Annotated in this window: 17 protein-coding genes; 6 read left to right on the top strand and 11 right to left on the bottom strand. The window is 65.4% G+C overall.

Features of this window, described 5'->3' with window-relative positions; genetic code table 11:
* From VGQ94_08955 to lnt, 4 genes are all read right to left on the bottom strand, one after another.
* Positions 1-238, bottom strand: a 238-nt coding sequence (locus tag VGQ94_08955) for an S-adenosylmethionine synthetase N-terminal domain-containing protein (protein ID HEV2022645.1), incomplete at its 3' end; no start/stop codon positions are given.
* A gap of 406 nt (positions 239-644) precedes the next feature.
* Entirely contained in the window at positions 645-830 is a 186-nt protein-coding gene (locus VGQ94_08960) for a hypothetical protein (GenBank protein HEV2022646.1), read from the bottom strand.
* Between the two features lie 99 nt (positions 831-929).
* A protein-coding gene (gene prfB, locus VGQ94_08965; GenBank protein ID HEV2022647.1) for a peptide chain release factor 2 occupies positions 930-2028 on the bottom strand; the annotation gives its coding sequence in 2 pieces (ribosomal slippage) (positions 930-1958 and positions 1960-2028; 1098 coding nt in all).
* Between the two features lie 3 nt (positions 2029-2031).
* Positions 2032-3576, bottom strand: a complete 1545-nt coding sequence (gene lnt, locus VGQ94_08970) for an apolipoprotein N-acyltransferase (protein HEV2022648.1) — start codon at positions 3574-3576, stop codon at positions 2032-2034.
* A gap of 101 nt (positions 3577-3677) precedes the next feature.
* On the opposite strand from lnt, the gene VGQ94_08975 reads away from it, so the two are divergent.
* Together VGQ94_08975 and VGQ94_08980 are read left to right on the top strand one after the other, a co-directional pair.
* Positions 3678-3815 (top strand): hypothetical protein, encoded by a 138-nt coding sequence (locus VGQ94_08975; protein ID HEV2022649.1) that lies wholly within the window; start codon positions 3678-3680, stop codon positions 3813-3815.
* 95 nt (positions 3816-3910) lie between these two features.
* Positions 3911-6325 (top strand): APC family permease, encoded by a 2415-nt coding sequence (locus tag VGQ94_08980; GenBank protein HEV2022650.1) that lies wholly within the window; start codon positions 3911-3913, stop codon positions 6323-6325.
* Between the two features lie 23 nt (positions 6326-6348).
* Here the strand turns inward: VGQ94_08980 and VGQ94_08985 are convergent, their stop codons facing one another.
* The 3 genes from VGQ94_08985 to VGQ94_08995 form a co-directional block, all read right to left on the bottom strand.
* Positions 6349-6951 carry a hypothetical protein gene (locus VGQ94_08985; protein HEV2022651.1) on the bottom strand — a complete coding sequence of 201 codons (603 nt, stop codon included), beginning with the start codon at positions 6949-6951 and terminating at the stop codon, positions 6349-6351.
* 5 nt (positions 6952-6956) lie between these two features.
* Positions 6957-7958 (bottom strand): UDP-3-O-(3-hydroxymyristoyl)glucosamine N-acyltransferase, encoded by a 1002-nt coding sequence (gene lpxD / locus VGQ94_08990; GenBank protein ID HEV2022652.1) that lies wholly within the window; start codon positions 7956-7958, stop codon positions 6957-6959.
* 64 nt (positions 7959-8022) lie between these two features.
* The gene (locus tag VGQ94_08995) at positions 8023-8922 is read right to left on the bottom strand and encodes a lysophospholipid acyltransferase family protein (protein HEV2022653.1); all 900 of its coding nucleotides are present in this window, start codon (positions 8920-8922) and stop codon (positions 8023-8025) included.
* A gap of 117 nt (positions 8923-9039) precedes the next feature.
* Between VGQ94_08995 and VGQ94_09000 the strand changes: the two genes are divergently transcribed.
* On the top strand, positions 9040-9597 hold the full coding sequence (locus VGQ94_09000; protein ID HEV2022654.1) for a cytochrome c: 558 nt from the start codon (positions 9040-9042) through the stop codon (positions 9595-9597).
* A 301-nt stretch (positions 9598-9898) separates the two neighbouring features.
* Here the strand turns inward: VGQ94_09000 and VGQ94_09005 are convergent, their stop codons facing one another.
* Positions 9899-10600, bottom strand: a complete 702-nt coding sequence (locus VGQ94_09005; GenBank protein ID HEV2022655.1) for a response regulator transcription factor — start codon at positions 10598-10600, stop codon at positions 9899-9901.
* Between the two features lie 58 nt (positions 10601-10658).
* Here VGQ94_09005 and VGQ94_09010 point away from each other — a divergent pair, with 58 nt between their 5' ends.
* Positions 10659-11147 (top strand): hypothetical protein, encoded by a 489-nt coding sequence (locus VGQ94_09010; protein HEV2022656.1) that lies wholly within the window; start codon positions 10659-10661, stop codon positions 11145-11147.
* A gap of 18 nt (positions 11148-11165) precedes the next feature.
* Positions 11166-12692 carry a Ppx/GppA phosphatase family protein gene (locus VGQ94_09015; protein HEV2022657.1) on the top strand — a complete coding sequence of 509 codons (1527 nt, stop codon included), beginning with the start codon at positions 11166-11168 and terminating at the stop codon, positions 12690-12692.
* Here the strand turns inward: VGQ94_09015 and VGQ94_09020 are convergent.
* The 3 genes from VGQ94_09020 to VGQ94_09030 all read right to left on the bottom strand — a co-directional run bounded on the left by VGQ94_09020 (position 12644) and on the right by VGQ94_09030 (position 16624).
* On the bottom strand, positions 12644-13171 hold the full coding sequence (locus VGQ94_09020; GenBank protein HEV2022658.1) for a histidine phosphatase family protein: 528 nt from the start codon (positions 13169-13171) through the stop codon (positions 12644-12646). The genes VGQ94_09015 and VGQ94_09020 overlap by 49 nt on opposite strands.
* Entirely contained in the window at positions 13168-15357 is a 2190-nt protein-coding gene (ppk1, locus tag VGQ94_09025) for a polyphosphate kinase 1 (GenBank protein ID HEV2022659.1), read from the bottom strand. Before ppk1 ends, VGQ94_09020 begins: the two co-directional genes overlap by 4 nt.
* Before the next feature lie 277 nt (positions 15358-15634).
* Positions 15635-16624, bottom strand: coding sequence for a CHAD domain-containing protein (locus VGQ94_09030; GenBank protein ID HEV2022660.1), 990 nt, complete (start codon positions 16622-16624; stop codon positions 15635-15637).
* A gap of 491 nt (positions 16625-17115) precedes the next feature.
* On the opposite strand from VGQ94_09030, the gene VGQ94_09035 reads away from it, so the two are divergent.
* Positions 17116-17916: a dienelactone hydrolase family protein gene (locus VGQ94_09035; protein HEV2022661.1), complete on the top strand. Its 801-nt coding sequence runs from the start codon at positions 17116-17118 to the stop codon at positions 17914-17916.
* Positions 17917-18071: the final 155 nt, after the last annotated feature.

Here is an 18071-nt window from a genome sequence, read left to right on the forward strand (position 1 = left end):
TGTAGCCCACCGACTTCACCGTGCCGCGCACGATGGCGGGAAAGTCCACATAGGCCTTGGTGGTGATCTCGCCGGCGATGAAAGCCAGGCCGGTGGTCAAAAGCGTCTCGCAGGCCACGCGGCTGTGCGGGTCCTCGGCCAAGCAAGCGTCCACGATGGCGTCGGAGATCTGGTCAGCGATCTTGTCCGGGTGACCTTCGGTCACCGACTCGGAGGTAAACAAAAAGCGGTCTTTGATAGCCAAAGGTCAACTCCTCGGGATTGCGATTTCGGAAGCTGCGGACCGGCCGGAACACTGGCCTCGCAGCAGCCCTGCAAACTGTTGGTTCTAAGATAACAAAGACGCCGGGAAACGCCAACCGTTTCCGCTCCGGCGGTCGAATCCCGCCGTCTGCGGTAGCTAGCGCGCAGCGAACGGTGGCGCAAGCAGCCTGAGCGGTGGCTCAGTCCTTTCCCTTGAACTTCTTCCAGGCGCGATACACCCAATAACGAACGTCGTTCCGGGCGATCTGGTACCAGCTCTGGTGCACCAGCTTCCCCTCATCCGAGGTCAGCCGGTCGCCCTCGTGGTAGACGACGCCGTAGAGGCGGGCGTCTCCATGGATGACGATATCGATGCCCTTCTGGTTGAACAGCGGAGTGGGCTAAAACCTGCCGGTAATGGGATTCCGTTCGAATGTGACCGCGCCCGTGGCACTCACGTTGACGCTTCCCCCGCCTGCGTCGGTGAGGATCCACCGATTGGCATCGTCGCTGGCAAAGATGACGCCGGTTGCGATCCCCAGCAGCACAACGGCCGCGCCGAGGGCGTACAGAACCTTCTTTTTCATGGCCACCGCCTTCTTGCTGTGCCTGGAATCGTCGCAGGATTTCCGGCCATGGGAGAACTTTTGTTCGGCGGCGTCACAAGACCAAGTGAGGTGCTGTGCTTACTTCTGCTCGCGGCGCAGGTGCAGGTAGCCGCGGATGAACGGCTCCAGGCCGCCGTCCAGCACCCGGTCCACGTCGCCGACCTCGATCTTGGTGCGGTGGTCCTTGATCATGCGGTAGGGATGCAGCACGTAGGAGCGGATCTGCGAGCCGAAGTCGATATCGAGCTTGGAGTCCTCGATCTTCTTGGTGGCCGCGCGCTTTTTCTCCAGCTCCAGCTCGTAGAGCCTCGAGCGCAAGATCTTCATGGCCACGTCGCGATTCTTGTGCTGAGAACGCTCGTTCTGGCAGCTCACCACGGTCCCCGTGGGCAGATGCGTGATGCGCACCGCCGAGTCGGTGACGTTCACGTGCTGTCCGCCCGCACCCGAGGAGCGGTAGGTGTCGATGCGCAGATCTTCCACCTTGATGATGACCTCGATGGATTCGTCGATCTCCGGTGAGACGTAGACGCTGGCGAACGAGGTGTGCCGTCGCTTGGCCTGGTCGAAGGGCGAGATGCGCACCAGCCGGTGCACGCCGATCTCGCTGGTCAGCAGGCCATAGGCGTACTCGCCGGTGATCGAGAAGGTGGCGGACTTGAGCCCCGCCTCCTCGCCCGCCTGGTAGTCGTTGAGCGCGGTCTCAAAGCCCTGGCGCTCCGCCCAGCGCAGGTACATGCGCAGCAGCATCTCCGCCCAGTCCTGGGATTCGGTGCCCCCGGCGCCGGGGTGGATGGTGACGATGGCGTTGCGCGCGTCGTGCTCGCCGGAGAGCAGCGTCTGGGTCTCGAGCTTCTCCACCAGTTCGCGCAGGGTGCCGATCTCCCGCTTCAGGTCTGCTTCGACGCTCTCGCCCTCGCGCGCCAGCTCGAAGTAGGCGGCCAGGTCCGCAGTGCGGCGCTCCAGGTCCGCCTCGGTGGCCAGCGCCGTCTCCAGGCGCTTGCGCTCCCGCATCACCCGCTGCGATTCGCTGGGATTCGACCAGAAGTTCGGGTCGGAGGTCATCTTCTCGATCTCGGCTAGCTGTTTTTGGAGCTTGGGCGGGTCAAAGATACTCCCGCAGGTCTCGGACCTTTTCTTTGACGGCGGCGTATTCGCGTTCGAGTTCTTCCACCATGGCTTATCGCTTACTGTTCACGTGGGCGGCCGCCAGCGCCACCAGCGCGATTATCGCACAGCCAAAAGCGAACCAGTCGCCGTGTCGTGTGTAGAAAGTGGTTTCCCCGATGTAGGCGTACGGAACGTCGAACGCGACGCGCACGTTGCGCGGCGCCTGCATCACCACCCGCCCGTGGGGGTCGATGACGGCGGTGATGCCGCTGTTGGTCGCGCGCAGTACCCAACGATGGTTCTCGATGGCCCGCATGCGCGCCATGTTCAGGTGCTGCCCCGGCGCGCCCGTCTCCCCGAACCAGCCGTCGTTCGAGATGTTGACGAAGACCTGCGCGCCCCGGTCCGCGAACTCGCGCACCTCATCCGGGAAGATGGATTCGAAGCAGATGAACACTCCAGCCTTCCCCTCCCCCAGGTCGAAGACGGTGCGCTCGCTGCCAGGGACGAAGTCACCCACCTCGCGCGTCAGCTTTTCAGCAAAGAACAGGAGCGAGGAGAACGGCACGTACTCGCCGAAGGGCACCAGGTGGATTTTGTCATAGCGCGCCCGCCACTGGCCCGAAGGTTCCACCAGGGCCGCCGAATTGAGCAGCGCCGTGGAATTCCCCCGGGGAACCGGCGTCAGGCTGCCCGCCACCACGTAGGCGTGCCGCTCGGCCGCCAGCGCGCTCACCGTCTGCTGGAATCGCGGGTCGTTGACGTAGAAGGGCGCCGGCGACTCCGGCCACACGATGAGCGAGGGCTCCACTGCTCCACTTGCCGGCGGAGCCGCGCTCAACCGCTCCAGGTCCACCAGCGTGTGTTCGAAGTACTCCACCGTCCAGCCGGACGAGTCGAGGATGGGGATGTTCTGCTGCACCAGCCGCGCGGTATGTGTTGTCGGATCAGCGGGCGGCTGCGTTAGCACGCCCAGCTGCAGCGCTCCCGCCGCCAGCAGCGAGGCCGCAAGCATGGTCCAGCGGCGCCCGCGGGGCAGCAGCAGCGCCGCCGCGAAGGCGGAGTTCACCACCACGATGGCCAACGACACGCCGTACACGCCGGTCACGGTCGCGATCTGCGTCAGAGGGATGTTCGCAACCTGTGCCGTCCCCAGCAGGTCCCAGGGAGAGCCGCTGATGCGCACGCGCGCCAGCTCCATCGCCACCCAGAGAAAGGGCGCCACAGCCAGCGCGCGACCGCCACTGAAGGCCCGCGAGCGCGCCAAAAGCGCCAGCATGATCCCGAAGAGCCCGTGCCACAGCCCCAGGTACAGGCAGAAGAGGACGAGTAGCGCCGCGGCCACCGGCGCCGAGAGCCCGCCGTAGGCATGCATCACGTGATAGACCCAGTAACAGCTTCCCGCGTACCACACCACGCCGCTCAGGTATCCCAGTGCGAACCCTGCTTTCGGGGAGGGCGCGCTTCCCTGCCCGTTGGTGCGAACCAGGGCAACGAGCAGCGGCACCAGCGCCACCCAGCTCAACCAAGAGACGGAGGGGGAGGGGAAAATCAGTGCCTGCAGGACGCCGGAGAGCGCCGCCAGCAGCCACGCCGACCTGGGGATGCCGCGCACGCGCCGAGTGTAACAAACCGCGCTCGATGCTTGAGGGCAAAGGCCTTATAAAGTTCACCAACGCGGCAGAAGAAAACATCCATTACAATTGCGGGGAGTTTATGCAGAGCCTCATCGCATTCGGAATCCGCCTGCTGGAGGGGCTGTTTGTCGTGGGCGTGACTGGCGCCACTTTCGTTCTGGTGCTGGTCCTCATCGAAGATCTGCAGACCATGTTCGGCCGGTCTTCCGAGGTCTAACATTGACGCTCGCGATTCGAGCGGCGTAAACTCCACCAGTTTGTCCAACGGGCCACTGGCTCTGGCGGCCTGACGGTCCCCAAAAAAAAGTGGCAATGTCTTCTCCTACGCAGCCCGGTTCGCCGCAAAAGAACCGGGTTCGCATCGTGGTCGCGACCTCGGTGATGCTCACCTTCATCTCCTTCTGGCGCGCCTCCGCCATCGTCCTCAATGACATGGGCTCCTCCGCCTTCTACGCCGGCTCCATCTCCGAGCAGGCGGTGGGCAAGGCGGCGCCCTGGTTCGTCCTGGGAGTGATGCTGTTCTCCTTCACGGTGCGCGCCGTGTACGTGGAGAGCTGCTCCATGTTTGTGCGCGGCGGCGTCTACCGCGTGGTCAAGGAGGCCCTGGGCGGCACCCTGGCCAAGATCAGCGTCTCGGCGTTGATGTTCGACTACGTGCTCACCGGCCCCATTTCCGGCGTGTCTGCCGGCCAGTACATCGCGGGCTTGATGAACGAACTACTGTTGGCGGCCGACACTCACGGCTGGATCCCACAGGCGCTTCACCTGCTGTTCGAGGGCACGCCGCACGTGAACGTCAATGCCACCGCGGTCGTCATCGCGGTCGCGGTCACCCTCTACTACTGGTGGCAGAACATCAAGGGCATCGAGGAATCCAGCGAGAAGGCCATGCGGGTGATGGAGATCACCACCGTCATGGTGGTGCTGCTTCTGGGCTGGTCGTTCGTCACCCTGCTCCGCGGTCACTATCAGTTGCCCCCGTGGCCCGTGCCCCAGAACCTGACCTTCAGCCGTGACGCGCTCGGCTTCCTGAAGAATGCGGAGCTGCACAAGATATTCGGGGTGTTCGGCATCATGATCGCCTTCGGCCATTCCATCCTGGCCATGAGCGGCGAGGAGACCCTGGCCCAGGTCTATCGCGAGATCGGCAGCCCCAAGCACAAGAACCTGAAGAAGACCGCCCTCATCATCGCCGTCTACAGCTTCGTCTTCACCGGCATTTCTTCCCTGCTGGTGGTCATGCTCATCCCCGACACCGTGCGCATGCTGCCCGAAAACAAAGACAACCTACTGGGCACGCTGGCCATGTATCTGGTGGGACCGCCACTGCTGAAGCTGTTCTTCCGCGCCTTCGTGGTGATCGTCGGTTTCCTCATGCTCTCGGGCGCCATCAACACCTCCATCGTCGGCTCCAACGGAGTGCTGAACCGCGTCTCCGAGGACGGCGTGCTCACCGACTGGTTCCGCAAGCCGCACAAGCGTTTCGGCACCAGCTACCGCATCCTCAACTTGGTGGTCGCGCTCCAGCTCTTCACCATCCTGGTCAGCCGCGGCGACGTCTACATCCTGGGTGAGGCCTACGCCTTCGGCGTGATCTGGAGCTTCACCATGAAGAGCATGGCCATGCTGGTGCTGCGCTTCAAGTACAAGGGCCCGCGCCACTGGAAGGTGCCGCCCAACATCACCATCCGCGGCATCGAGATCCCCATCGGGCTGGCTTCGATCTTCCTGGTGCTGGTCACCACCTCGGTGGTCAATCTGTTCACCAAGTCGGTGGCCACCATCTCCGGCATCATCTTCACCGGCGTGTTTTTCACCATCTTCGTGGTTTCCGAGCAGATCAACCGCCGCAAGATGGCCCACAGCCAGCACCAGATGATGGACCACTTTCAACTGCAGCAGGAAGAGACCGTACAGCGCGAAAGCCTGGGCATCCGTCCCGGCAACATCCTGGTGACGGTGCGCGACTACAACACCCTGAACCATCTGAAATGGGCCCTGGAACGCACTGACACCAAGGAGCAGGACGTGGTGGTGCTGGCGGCGCGCATGGTGCCGGAGTCGGGCGCCGGCGAATACGGCCTTTCCACCGAGCAGATCTTCAGCGAGTACGAGCAGCTCCTGTTCACCCGTGCGACCTCGGTGGCCGAAGGTTTCGGCAAGCACATCTCGCTGCTGGTGGTGCCGGCGCGCGATATCTGGACTGCCATTTCCCAGACCGCCAACTCGCTTGAGTCTTCCGCCGTGGTCGCCGGGCTTTCCAGCAAGATGCCGGCGCTGGAGCAGGCCTTCCGCATGGGTCGCGCCTGGGAGGCCATGCCCGAGCCCAAGGGCCAGTTCGTGCTGCAGGTCGTCCGGCCGGACATGACCGCCGAAATCTTCCGCATGGGCCCGCACACTCCCGACCTCAAGACCGAGGACATCTACCTCACTCACCGCATCTGGCTCGACCTGACCCGCAACCCGGAGATGGGGAAGGTCCACCACTCGGACATCCTCAGCCTCGCCCTCACCCGCCTGGCGCGCGACCTCTTCGGCCCCGAGCGCGACGAGATCATGAAGCGCCTGGGCCGCGGCGTCACCGACAAGCGCTTCGGCCAGAAGCTGCCCGCGCCTGAGCCGCCTCCCACCGCGCCCGGCATTGTTTCCGAGTCCGCGCCGGACAAGCAGTCGAAAGAGCAGGAGGAGAAGGGACCGGAGGAGCCGCCCATCACCGGCCCCAAGTAGCTGCGCCGGCCAGCAGCGCGATTTCAACTCTGGAGTTTCGCCCGGACAAACTCCACGAGTTCGTCCGGAACGTAATTTGGCGGATGGATGTGGAAACGTGGCTTGCCCGCCGCCGGCTTCAGCGAGACCTCACTCCACGCGGGCTCCCCCGCGGGCGCATGCAGGAGCACGGCGCTGGCCAAGTCGAGAAACTCGCGCGCCGATTCCTTGAAGTCAGCGGTCTCCGGATCGAGCACGGTGAGGTAGAGGTCGGGACGCAGAAACTTCATCACGCTGTTCGATTCCAAGATGACGTTCGCGGCGCCGGAGATCTCGCGGCGCAGCTCCGGCATGGCCTCGGCCAGCCGCCCCTGCTTGGTGCGCACCCACAGCGAGCGCCGCGCCCCCGCCGCCAGAAAGCGCGAGGTGTCGCTCGCGCCCGCGCGGTCGCGCTCCTCGGTGATGGCGAAGGTGTGCTCGTCCACCGCGCAGCCGCAGGATTCCCCGTTCACCGAGCACATGCCGTGGCCGTACTGCGTGATCTTGACCGCGGTCCAGTCGCGCTCCTGGAGCGCCGCGATCAGCCCCGCCACCACGCTGGTCTTGCCCACGTTGCGCGAGTGCCCGCCCACCACCACCAGCGCCATGCCGCTTACTTCTCTTTCTTCCCCAGCCGCGCCAGCGCCGCCAGCTCCTTCAAATATTCCTGAAGCGGCCGCGCCGGCCGGCCCCAGAAGACCACGCCCTTGCCACGGACGATCTTCTTGCTGAGCACCCCGGACCCGGAGCCCAGGATCACGCCCTCCTCGATGCGGGCGTGGTCGCCGATGCCCACCTGTCCGCCCACCACCGCGTCTTTCTCGATCACCGAGCTGCCGGAGATCCCGGTCTGGGCGGCGATGACCACGTTCTCCCCGATGCGCACGTTGTGGCCTACGTGCACCAGATTGTCGATCTTCACCCCGCGCGCGAGGACGGTCGCGTCCAGCGCGCCGCGGTCGATGGTAGAGTTGGCGCCGATCTCCACGTCGTCGCCGATCACCAGCTTTCCCACCTGCGGGAACTTCTCGTACCGCCCGCTCTCCGGGTCGCGGACGTAACCAAAGCCGTCGCTGCCCAGCACCGCGCCCGCCAGCACGATCACGCGGTTGCCGATCTCGGTGCCGGCGTAGACGGTGACGTTCGCGTCCAGGTAGCAGTCGGCGCCGATCCTCACCTGCGCCCCGATGGACACGCCCGGTCCGATACGCGTCCCCTCGCCGATCTCCACACTCTCGCCGACAACGGCATGCGGGCCGACGGAGACGCGCTTCCCTACTTTGACCGAGTTGGGCACGATGGCGGTCGAGTGCACGCCCGGATAAGCCTGCCCGCGCGACGGCCGGAGTATCCGCGCCGCGCGGAGGAAGGCCAGCCGCGGCTGCTTCGCCACCAGCAGCGGCTTTGCCGTCTTGGCATTCGCCGCGAACTCCCCGGCGATGACCGCGCCCGCTGCCGACTGGAGCGCCTCTTGCAACCGGCGCTCGTCTTCCACGAAGACTACGTCGTCCGCGGTCGCCGACTCGATGCTCGAGATGCCGCCTACCTCGCGCGTTCCGTCCCCCATCACCCGCGCGCCCGCCGCCTTCGCGATCTTTGCCAGCGAATGCTTCATTGCCGCCAAACCTCGACTCGAATTCTAACCTGATGGCTGGATGCTGAGTGCGGACTGCTCGATCTCAGTACACCGATCCCTCGCCCTCCGGCCTGGTCTTCCACCGCCGGTGCACCCACAGCCACTGCTCGGGATACTGCCGCGCGTAGCTCTCGATGACCTTGGTGAAAGCAGCGGTATTGCTGATGGCATCCGCTTCCTCGTCGCCGCTGCGCACCAGTTCCAGGGCCGGATCGAACTGCACGCGGTACTTCCCCAGCGCCCTGTCCCACAGGGTGAACGCCGGAACCACCGCGGCGTCGGTGCGCAGCGCCACTCGCGCCACTCCCGAGGCCGTGCACGCCGCCCTGCCGAAGAAATCCACAAACACGCCCTGCGGCGGCGTCATGTTCTGGTCCATCAGGATGCCCACCGTCTCCCCCGCCTTGAGCGCGCCCAGCAGGCCGCGCGCGAAGTCCTGCTTGTCGAAGGTGGTGTTGCCGTGCAGGCAGCGGTACCGGTCCACCAGTCGGTCGAGATAGGGGTTGTCGAGCGCGCGCACCACCACGTGCAGCGGATTCCCGTTGAGCGAGTGGACGAACGACCCGATCTCCCATCCCCCCAGGTGCGCTGTCAGAAAGATGACGCCCTTGCCGCGCTGCCGCGCCGCCTCGAGATTCTCCAATCCCTGATAGACGGCGACCCGCTCCACGTTCTCCTTGCTGTAGCGAGGAAACAGGCAGAACTCGGCCAACTGGCGTCCCAGGGCGGTGAATAGCCCCTTCAGGATGCGTTGGCGCTCGGCGGCACTTTTTTCCGGGAAGGCAAGCTCCAGGTTGCGCCTGCCCACGCGCCGTAGCCTCCCGTGCAGCAGATACACCAGCCGCCCCAGGGCGATGCCCAACGCCCGCGCCAAGGGTCGGGGCAGCAGGCCGATCCCCTGCACCAGCAGCCATACCGGGGCGTACTCCAGGCGATGTCGCATCCGCGGCGGACGGTAGCATCGCGGCAAAATTGTTGTCAAACCGGGAATCGGGGTAATCTTTCCCGCTGGCCTGCATCGTACTGAGGAAAGGCTTGATTGAGACCCAAGGAGTCATCCATGAAGAACCTGCTTCTTCTCGTTCCCGTGGCCGCGTTGCTGGCGCTGGCCGGCTGCGCCGCCGGCAAGCCCGGCAACATGGAAACCGGGATGATGCGGCACGTCAAGAGGCAGGTCACCATCGGCGGCAAGGACTGGAAGAATCCCGCGCCGTACACCGACGCCTCCATCAAAGAGGGCGCGGAGCACTTCCAGCACCACTGCCAGGTCTGCCATGGCCTCGACGGCCACGCCACCGGCGTCCCCTTTGCCGCCATGATGGACCCGCCCGTGCCCGACCTCGCCGAAAAGGATATTCAGGAGTACACCGACGGCCAGCTCAAGTGGATCATCGAGAACGGCATCGCGCCTTCCGGCATGCCGGGATGGAAGGGCATGCTAGACGACGATGAGATGTGGAAGCTCGTTTGCTTCATGCGCCATCTGCCCGCGCCGGGCAGCCTGGGCGCCCCCAAGGTCTACACCGAGGGCGAAAGCGAGCACCAGGAACTGGAGCACAAGGAGATGGAGAAGGCCGCCAAGCCCGGCGAGACCAAGCTCCCCACCCACAAACACTGAAGGAAAAAGTAAGAAGGAAAAAGTGAAGGGGCAAGCCGTAACGGTGAACCGTTAGCGGTAAACCTTATCTGGAAATTTTAGATGCGAGAAGCTGTTTTTGGGAATGCTTGCGACCTGAGTATGCCAGAAAGTTGAAAAGGGTTGGAACCGGTGACCCTCGTTACCGGTCCCAACCCCCGTCTCCCAGGTTCTGTGGTAGGTGAGGACAGTTTGCCTTGCGGGCTGGCAACGCACAAGGTCACGAAAGGTGCGTTCGAGGTATGCCGGAACGGACAATGCCCGAAAGTAACCCCCAAAGGTGCTACTTCGCGCTGACCATGTTGTGGGTGATGGCGTGGACGGAGAGCGCGATGCGGTTCTGCACTCCGACCTTGCGCATGAGCTTGGCCACGTGGGCCTTGACGGTGCGCTCCTCAATGCCCATGGCGGCGCCAATCTCCTTGTTGGAGCTGCCCACCACCAGCAGCTCCAGGACTTCTTTCTCGCGGTCGGTGAAGGTGACGCGCCCGGCGGGAAAGATGCGCCCGGGCGAGGAGGTCACGCGCTCGATGAAGATGGAGAGCACACGCCGCGGCGCCCACACCGAGCCCTGGTGGACGATGCGGATGGCCGTGGTGAACTCGGCGGGCGAGGCGGCCTCGTCCACGTAGCCCTTGGCGCCCGCGGCCAGCGACTTCAGGATGGTCTCGTCGTCCATGCCTGAGCCGGTGACGATGATGCGCAGCCCGGGGCGCGCCGCCTTCATGCCCGCCATGATGTCGAACAGGTTGCGCTCGTTGCGACTGCCCAGCAGCACCACGTCCACCGTGGGACTCGCCGTCACCTCGGCCAGCGACGCGGCCACCAGCTCCAGCTCAGGCTCGTTCTCGAACAGCGAGCGGAAGCCGATGAAGCGTAGCGGGTCGCTCTCGATCACCGCCACGTGGATCTTCTGCTTCTTGGAAGCGGCTGCGGTCATGTCTTTCAGGGACTCCTCCGGGTGCGCGCCACAGGATATCTTCATTTGGCGCTCAGGAAAAGCTAGAATCTGCTTGCAACCGATCCCATCCCGGCGGTGTGGAATGAAGCGATTGATCTTCCGACAACTGGTGATGGCAGCGGCGCTGGCGGTTCTGGCCGCCGCGCAAGCTCCTCCCATGCCCTACAAGGCCAAGTTCCCCGGCGATCCGGCGCGCTCCGAGGCCGAGGCCTCTGCCCTGGGATACATCCGCACCGTGCTCTATGCCCAGCGCATGTACAGACAGAAGCGGGGCCACTACGCCGGCTCGCTCTACGCCCTGGTGGGCTCTGGCTCCTTCACCAAGCGCATGGTCAAAACCGACCGCGGCGACTACCAGGTCAGCTTCGGCGGCGGCAAGGGCGGCTTCTCCATCACGCTCACGCCCAAGCAGTTCGACTCCACCCACCGCGCCTTCTACACCGACGCCGGCGGCGTCATCCGCTACGAGGACGAGAAGCCCGCAACCGCCGACTCTCCCGTGCTCAAGGAACAACACCTAGAATCGGAGCCGGCGAAACTCGGCTCCAACGACTCCGCGCCGCCGAAGTGAGGCGCAAGCCAGCCTCCCATGCCCATCTTTGCCGCGGTTGATATCGGCTCGAACTCGGTGCGGCTGAAGGTCGCGCGCCTGGTGCGTCGCCGGCTGCAGACGCTCTTCGAGGATCGCGAGGTGACGCGGCTGGGCGAGGCCGTCTTCGGCGGCGGGCTGCTGGCGCCCGCGGCCATGGCTCACACCATCAAGGTGCTGCAGCGTTTCCACCGCGCGGCGCAGAAGCACGGCGCCGACCGGGTGCGGGTGGTCGCCACCAGCGCCTTGCGTGACGCGCGCAACTCGCAGTCCTTCCGCGAGTGGGTGCGGGCCGCGACCGGATGGAACGTCGAGGTGGTCACCGGCCTCGACGAAGCGCGGCTTATCCACCTGGCAATCCTCTCCAACTCCCGCCTGAGCCCCTCGCCCGTCCTGCTGATGGACCTGGGGGGCGGAAGCTGCGAGCTCACCGTCTCGCGCAAAGGGCACATCAAGGAGATGGTGAGCCTGCCGCTGGGCGCGGTGCGCCTGACCCGCGAGTTCCTGCGCCACGATCCGCCCAAGAAGAAGGAGCTGGCGCGCATGCGCAAGTTCATCGCCGAGGAGGTAGGGCGCATCGCGGCGTCCATCGTGGCGGCGCACGCGCACCGCATGATCGCCACTTCAGGCACGGCGGCGGCGCTCGCGGAGAACCGCCGGCGCGCGCAGGGCAAGCGGCCAGGCAGCATCTTGGTTTCGCGCCGGGCCACGATCAAGATGGCGGCCAAGCTGTCCAAGCTGACGCTGGAAGAGCGCCAACGGCTTCCCGGCATCGGGACGAAGCGGACGGAGATCATCGTGGCAGGCGCGACCGTCTTCGCCGAGGTGATGGAGCGCTGCGGGCTTCCCGGCTTCCGCTATTCGCCGCTGGGACTGCGCGACGGCCTGCTGGCGGAGATGGCGTCCGAGCACGACCGGCGCACGCGCTCGCGGCGGCAGATCGAATCCGACCGGCGCGACGCGCTGGTGGCCCTGGGCGCGCGCTACCAGGCGGACGCGGAGCACGCGCAGCAGGTGCGGGAGCGCGCGCTCGAACTCTTCAGCGAGCTGCGCGAGTTGCACCAGCTTCCCGCGGAGTATGAGGAGTGGCTCACGGCCGCGGCCATGCTGCACGAGGTGGGCGGATATGTGAACCGCGCGGGGCGTCACCGCCACACGTATTACCTCATCGCCCACTCGGAGATCTTCGGATACACGCAGGCACAGCGGCGGCTGATTGCGGCCATCGCGCGTTATCTGGGCAAGTCGCGGCCTTCGACCCGGGACCGCGCCCTCAAGATGCTTCCGGTGAGCGACCGCGAAAAGGTGCGGCGCGCGGTGGTGCTGCTGCGGCTGGCGGCGGCGCTCGACCAGGGACGGCGCAGCGCGGTGAAGCTCGTGCGCGCCAAGGTGAAGGGCAGCCGCGTCCTGCTGACGCTCAAGAGCCGGCGGCGCGCGGAAGCCGACCTGGAGCTGTGGGCGCTAGAAAAAGAGCGCGGCTATTTCCGTGAAGTCTTCGGGCGGGAACTCGCTGCCGCGCTCTCGTAAATGGTGCGCACCACCTTGGGCGTAAGGCACCAGTGGAGCGCGGCCATCTTGCGGTCCACTTCCACCTTGGCCACCGCGCCCTTCTTCAAATCGATGGAAGCCTCGGTGCCGTCGCCGATCAGCTTGCCCAGGAACTCACTCATGCTGGGATTGTGGCCGACCACCAGGATGGCTTCCTGCTTGGCGTGGCGGTTGAGCAGATCGCGGAAGGCCTGGAACGCAGCTTCGGGCAGCAGCGCGCGGTCAATCACCAGCTTGCCCTCGTGCCCCATCTCGTTGCCGACGAGGGAGGCGGTCTGCGAGGCGCGCTTCAAGGGGCTGGAGATGAGGACATCCACGTGCACGTCCAGCGCGGCCAGGGCGCGCCCGATGTAGCCGCACTGCTCGATGCCATCCTCATCGAGGGCGCGCTTTTCGTCCTTCACCGGGTCGCTCTTGCTCTGCCCGGCGCTGGCGTGGCGCAGGAAGTAAACGATCATGACTCGCTCTCCGGCTTGGGACCGGGAACTTTACCTGCCTCCGGGTGGGCGGACACCTGGGCGGTGCGCGGCCTGGCGACGCGCGGTTTGCGCGCCTTGGGGGCCAGCGCCTGCAGGGTTTGCTTGCCCTCGGCCAGGCCGATGAGGAACTCCTGGGCGTCGAAGCCGCGGGTGCCCCGCGGCCGCGGCGGGCGGGTGTAGCTGCCGTCGGACTGCAGCAGGCGCGACTTGAGGGTGTCGGCGAGATAGGCCTCGAGCATCTCGTGCAGGACGCGCTGGCGCGCCATGGCATCGCGCAACGGGAACATCATCTCCACGCGCTCGTAGAGGTTGCGCGGCATCCAGTCGGCGCTCGAGAGGTAGACCTCCTCCTGGCCGCCGTTGGCGAAGTAGAAGATGCGGCTGTGCTCCAGCATGCGTCCCACCACGCTGCGCACGCGGATGCGCTCGCTCACGCCGGGGATGCCGGGACGCAGCGCGCACATGCCGCGGATGATGAGGTCGATCTCCACGCCCGCCTGCGAGGCGCGGTAGAGCCCCTGGATGATGTTCTTGTCGAGCAGCGCGTTCATCTTGGCGATGATGCGGGCGGGGCGGCCGTGGGCGGCGTGCTGGGCCTCGCGGGCCACCAGGCTGAGCGACTTCTCCGCCAGATCGAGTGGCGAGACCAGTAGCGGCTCATACTCGGGACGCTCGGCGTAGGCGGTAAGGAAGTTGAAGACCCCGTGCACCGCGGAGGTGATCGCCTCATCGGCGGTCAGCAGGCTCAAGTCGGTGTAGAAGCGCGCGGTGGTGGGATTGTAGTTGCCGGTGCCGAGGTGGGCGTAGCGGCGGGTGACGCCGTCGGGATCGCGGCGGACCAGCAAGGCGAGCTTGCAGTGGGTCTTGAGGCCGACCAGGCCGTGGAAGACCTGCACGCCGGCGTCCTCCAGACTGCGCGCCCAGCGGATGTTGGTGGCTTCGTCGAAGCGGGCCTTCACCTCCACCACCACGCTGACTTCCTTGTTGGCGGCGGCCTCGATGAGGGCGCGGATGATGGGCGAATCCTCGCTGGTGCGGTAGAGGGTCTGCTTGATGGAAAGCACGTTCTCATCGCGGGCGGCGGCCTCGATAAAGGAGACCACGGCGTCGTAGGCGTCGTAGGGATGGTGCAGCAGGATGTCGTGCGCGCGCAGCTCCTCGAACAGGTCGCGCGACTTGGCGGTGAGGTGCAGCTCGCGAGGAACGAAGTTCCGGAACTTCAGCTCCGGACTCTGCTCCTGCTGGTACAGGTGCATCAGGCGGGAGAGGTTGACGGGGCCGTCGGTGGGGAAAACCTGCCAGGGCTCGAGTTCGAAGTTGGAGCGCAGGCGCTCGACGATCTCCGGATCGGCGTCGGCCTCGATCTCCAGGCGGACGGCGTCGCCCCTGCGGCGGTTGTGGAGCTCGGTGCGCACCGATTCCAGCAGGTTGCGCGACTCTTCCTCCTGCAGGTAGAGGATGCTGTTGCGGGTGACGCGGAAGGCGGCGGCGGAGACGATGTCGTAGCCGCGGTACATGTCCGCAGCGTGCAGGGCGACCAGGTCGGCCAGGGCGATGTAGTCGCTGCTCTCGCCGTTCGCGGGCAACCGCACCAGGCGCGGCAGAGCGCGAGGCACCGTGACCACGCCCATGTAGTTCGAAGAGGCGCGGCGGCGGCGGCGCAATAGGAACGCCAGACAGAGGGCCTTGTTGATGACCCGCGGAAAGGGATGCGCCGGGTCTACGGTGATGGGCGTGAGCAGCGGGTCGAGCTCGCGCTGGCAGTACTCGGCGACGAAGGCCTGGGCCGCGGGATCGAGCTCGTGCAGGCCCAGGACGCGGATTCCCTTCTCCGCTAGCGCCGGGCGCAGCTTCTGGCTCCAGCAGCGGTACTGGCTCTCGACCGCGTCGTGGATCAGGCGGGCTACCAGGTCGCGCTCCTCGATGGGCGGCATGCCGTCGGGACCGGTTTCGGAGTAGCCATCCTCGATGCGCTGCAACAGGCCGGCGACCCGGACTTCGAAGAATTCGTCGAGGTTGGAGGCGGCGATCGAGAGGAACTTGACCCGCTCGAGCAGGGGGTTGCGATCGTCCTCGGCCTCCTCCAGCACCCGCTGGTTGAAGGCCAGCCAGGAGACCTCGCGGTTGATGTAGAACGCGGGATTTTCGAGGGAGATACGGGTCATGGCCAGCCGCCGGGGGAACCCTTCTAGTATGCCGCAGCGGAGCCGAAGGTCACAAGGCTGCGAACCTCTAGAGACACGGACTCCTACTGCGGACCTATGGAAAACTGTCAGGCCCCCCACCACCCAGTAATGGAATCAATGACTTACGGACAAAAATACGTTCGGATCCGTCGGGTATCCGAGGCCAGATACGACTCTTTGAAAACAAAGAACTTACCGGGCAAGTGCCACGCCGGCGGGAAAGATTATCAAACAGCTAAACTAACTAGCTAATATGTTAGCTCGACCCTGGAGTTTTGTCAACAGGAAAGTTGTGAGGGTGGAGACCCTCGGGAGCGGGAGGAGCCGCCTCGGGCGCAACGGGCGGGGGTGGAGGAGCAGCAGCCTTGGGCTTAACGGGGGCGCGGCGGACCTGAGGGCGCGGGCGGGCGCGATGCGGAGCCGTCTTACTCGCGACCGGAGCTTTGGCGGGGCTGGCGGCCTTGAGAGCGGGGGCTCTGGCGGCGGCCTGGGCGCGGCCCAAGAGGCTGCGCTTGAGGTCGGAGGCGTGGCGCGTGGCCTCCATGAACTTGGCGCGGGTGACGTTGCGCAGGGCGGCGAGCAGGGCGCTATCCACGGGTTCGGCGAAGAGCTTCTGGGCGGTCTGGGTAAGGGTGAACCAGTCGTGCCAGTCGCCGATGGCGTCCTGCATGCGCTTGATCTGGTTGACGATGCGCTTGGCGTCAGGGTCGTCTCCGGCAATCTCCGCCACGTAGCGGACGCGCTTGCACCGGTTGCGAAAGCGGTGCAGCGTGGCTTCGGTGAAGGCCCCCTGCTGCTTGGCAACGGTGGCGAACATCCTGAGGGCCAGCGAGACGGGCTGGACTTCTTCCCTCTGCGGAGGCTTGATGGAAGCCGCAGGGGTTGCCTTCGCAGCGGCTGTCGGCCGGGGAACCAGCGGAGGCGCCAAGACAGCTTTCTGCACGCGGGTGAGGCGGCGGCGGAGATCGCGTACGGTCTCGGGATCGAGGGCCTTCTGGAGCTTGCGTTCGCGCCGGGAGCGGCGGTCGTTGAGGTGGCGGGCGAGCTGAGTCTTGCGGCCGGAGTCGCGGCCGATCTTCAAGGTACGCAGGGCGATGATCTGGACGTCGATATCGCGGACGCGGCCGGCGCGGCGGCGCAGCCGCTTCAAGCGCCGCACGAGCTTGCGCTGGTTGCGGTCGGGCTCGGTGGAGAGGGTGTCGAGCAGCGCCTCGACCCGACGGGAGATGGTGCGCAGGTCATGCACCGCCTCGGGATGCGGCCGGTGGCATTTTGGCCCAGGAGCTGGCTGAGCCGCTTGAACAGGTGCTGGGTGCGCTGGTGATCTACGGCCATGGCTGGGGGAAGAACGATAAACGATGGGAGGGGGAAAGACAAGCTATCGGGCTATCGGGCCATCGGGTCATCGGGTGATTGAAAATCAGAGTCAAAATCAAAGGCAAACGCCAGGTCCTTCGCCCGCCTGCGGCGGGCTCAGGATGACAGACAAGATCCGGTGATCGGGTCATCGGGTGATTGGGTGATTTGCACAGGCGAGGACGCCCTTTGACTACGCTCAGGGCAGGCTCTGTGCCACACGCTTCGTGCTAAGGAAGCGATCGAGAGCTACTCGCTTAATCAGTCAGTTGCGAGGACCAAGGAGGACTGCGAGGCGCCGTCACCTTCTCCTGATAGACTCTTTCTCTTATGAGAACAAAGGCGATTGCTCTGTGGATAGTTGTGTTGCTCTGGCTTCCGTTGGCTGGGGCGCAAGAGTGGGCGAAACGGAAGCTGGAAAAGTCTCCGAGGCATGGCGAGTGGGTCCAGATCAAGCATGGCAACCGCACGGTGCAGGCTTTTGTTGTTTATCCCGAATCCAAGCAGAAGGCGCCGGTGGTGATCGTGATCCATGAGATTTTCGGGCTCAGCGACTGGGCGCGTGGCGTGGCCGACCAGCTGGCCGCCAACGGCTACATCGCCATCGCTCCCGACTTCCTTTCCGGCATGGGACCGAATGGCGGCAAGAGCAGCGACTTCCCCAGCGTGGACGCGGCCCGCGAAGCCAATTCCAAGCTTGACCCCGACCAGGTGATCGCGGACTTGAACGCGGTGGCCGATTACGCCCGGGGGCTTCCGGCGGCCAGCGGCAAGCTGGCGGTGACCGGCTTCTGCTGGGGAGGCGGGCAGTCGTTCCGCTTCGCTACCAGCCGCAAAGACCTGAGCGCGGCGTTCGTTTTTTATGGCCCTCCTCCCAAGGAGGTCGGCAGCATCACGGCGCCGGTGTATGGCTTTTATGCGGGCGACGATGCCCGCATCGGGGCCACCGTTCCTGACACCATCGAAGCAATGAAGAAGGCTGGCAGGAAGTACGATCCAGTGACCTACGAGGGCGCCGGGCACGGCTTTATGCGAGCCGGTGAAGATCCGGCCAACGATGCGGCGATAGCAAACACCGGCGAGGATGCGGAGGCCAAGAAGGCGCGCGAGCGGGCGGCGGCCAACCAGAAGACCCGCGCCGAAGCCTGGCAGCGCTGGCTGGCGCTGCTGAAGGCGATGTAGGCATGCAATCCCAGGGCTGGTCCAAGGTCGTCCTCTGCGCTTCCCTGCTCGCGCTTTGCGCGGTGGTGTCCGCGCAGGAGCTGCACCTGCTGCCTCAGCCGCGGGAGATCAAGCAGACTCAGTCCAGCTTTCCGGTGGGCGCGCAGACGCGCATT

The organism is Terriglobales bacterium (assembly GCA_035937135.1).
In the GTDB taxonomy this organism is placed as follows: domain Bacteria; phylum Acidobacteriota; class Terriglobia; order Terriglobales; family Acidobacteriaceae; genus DASYVL01.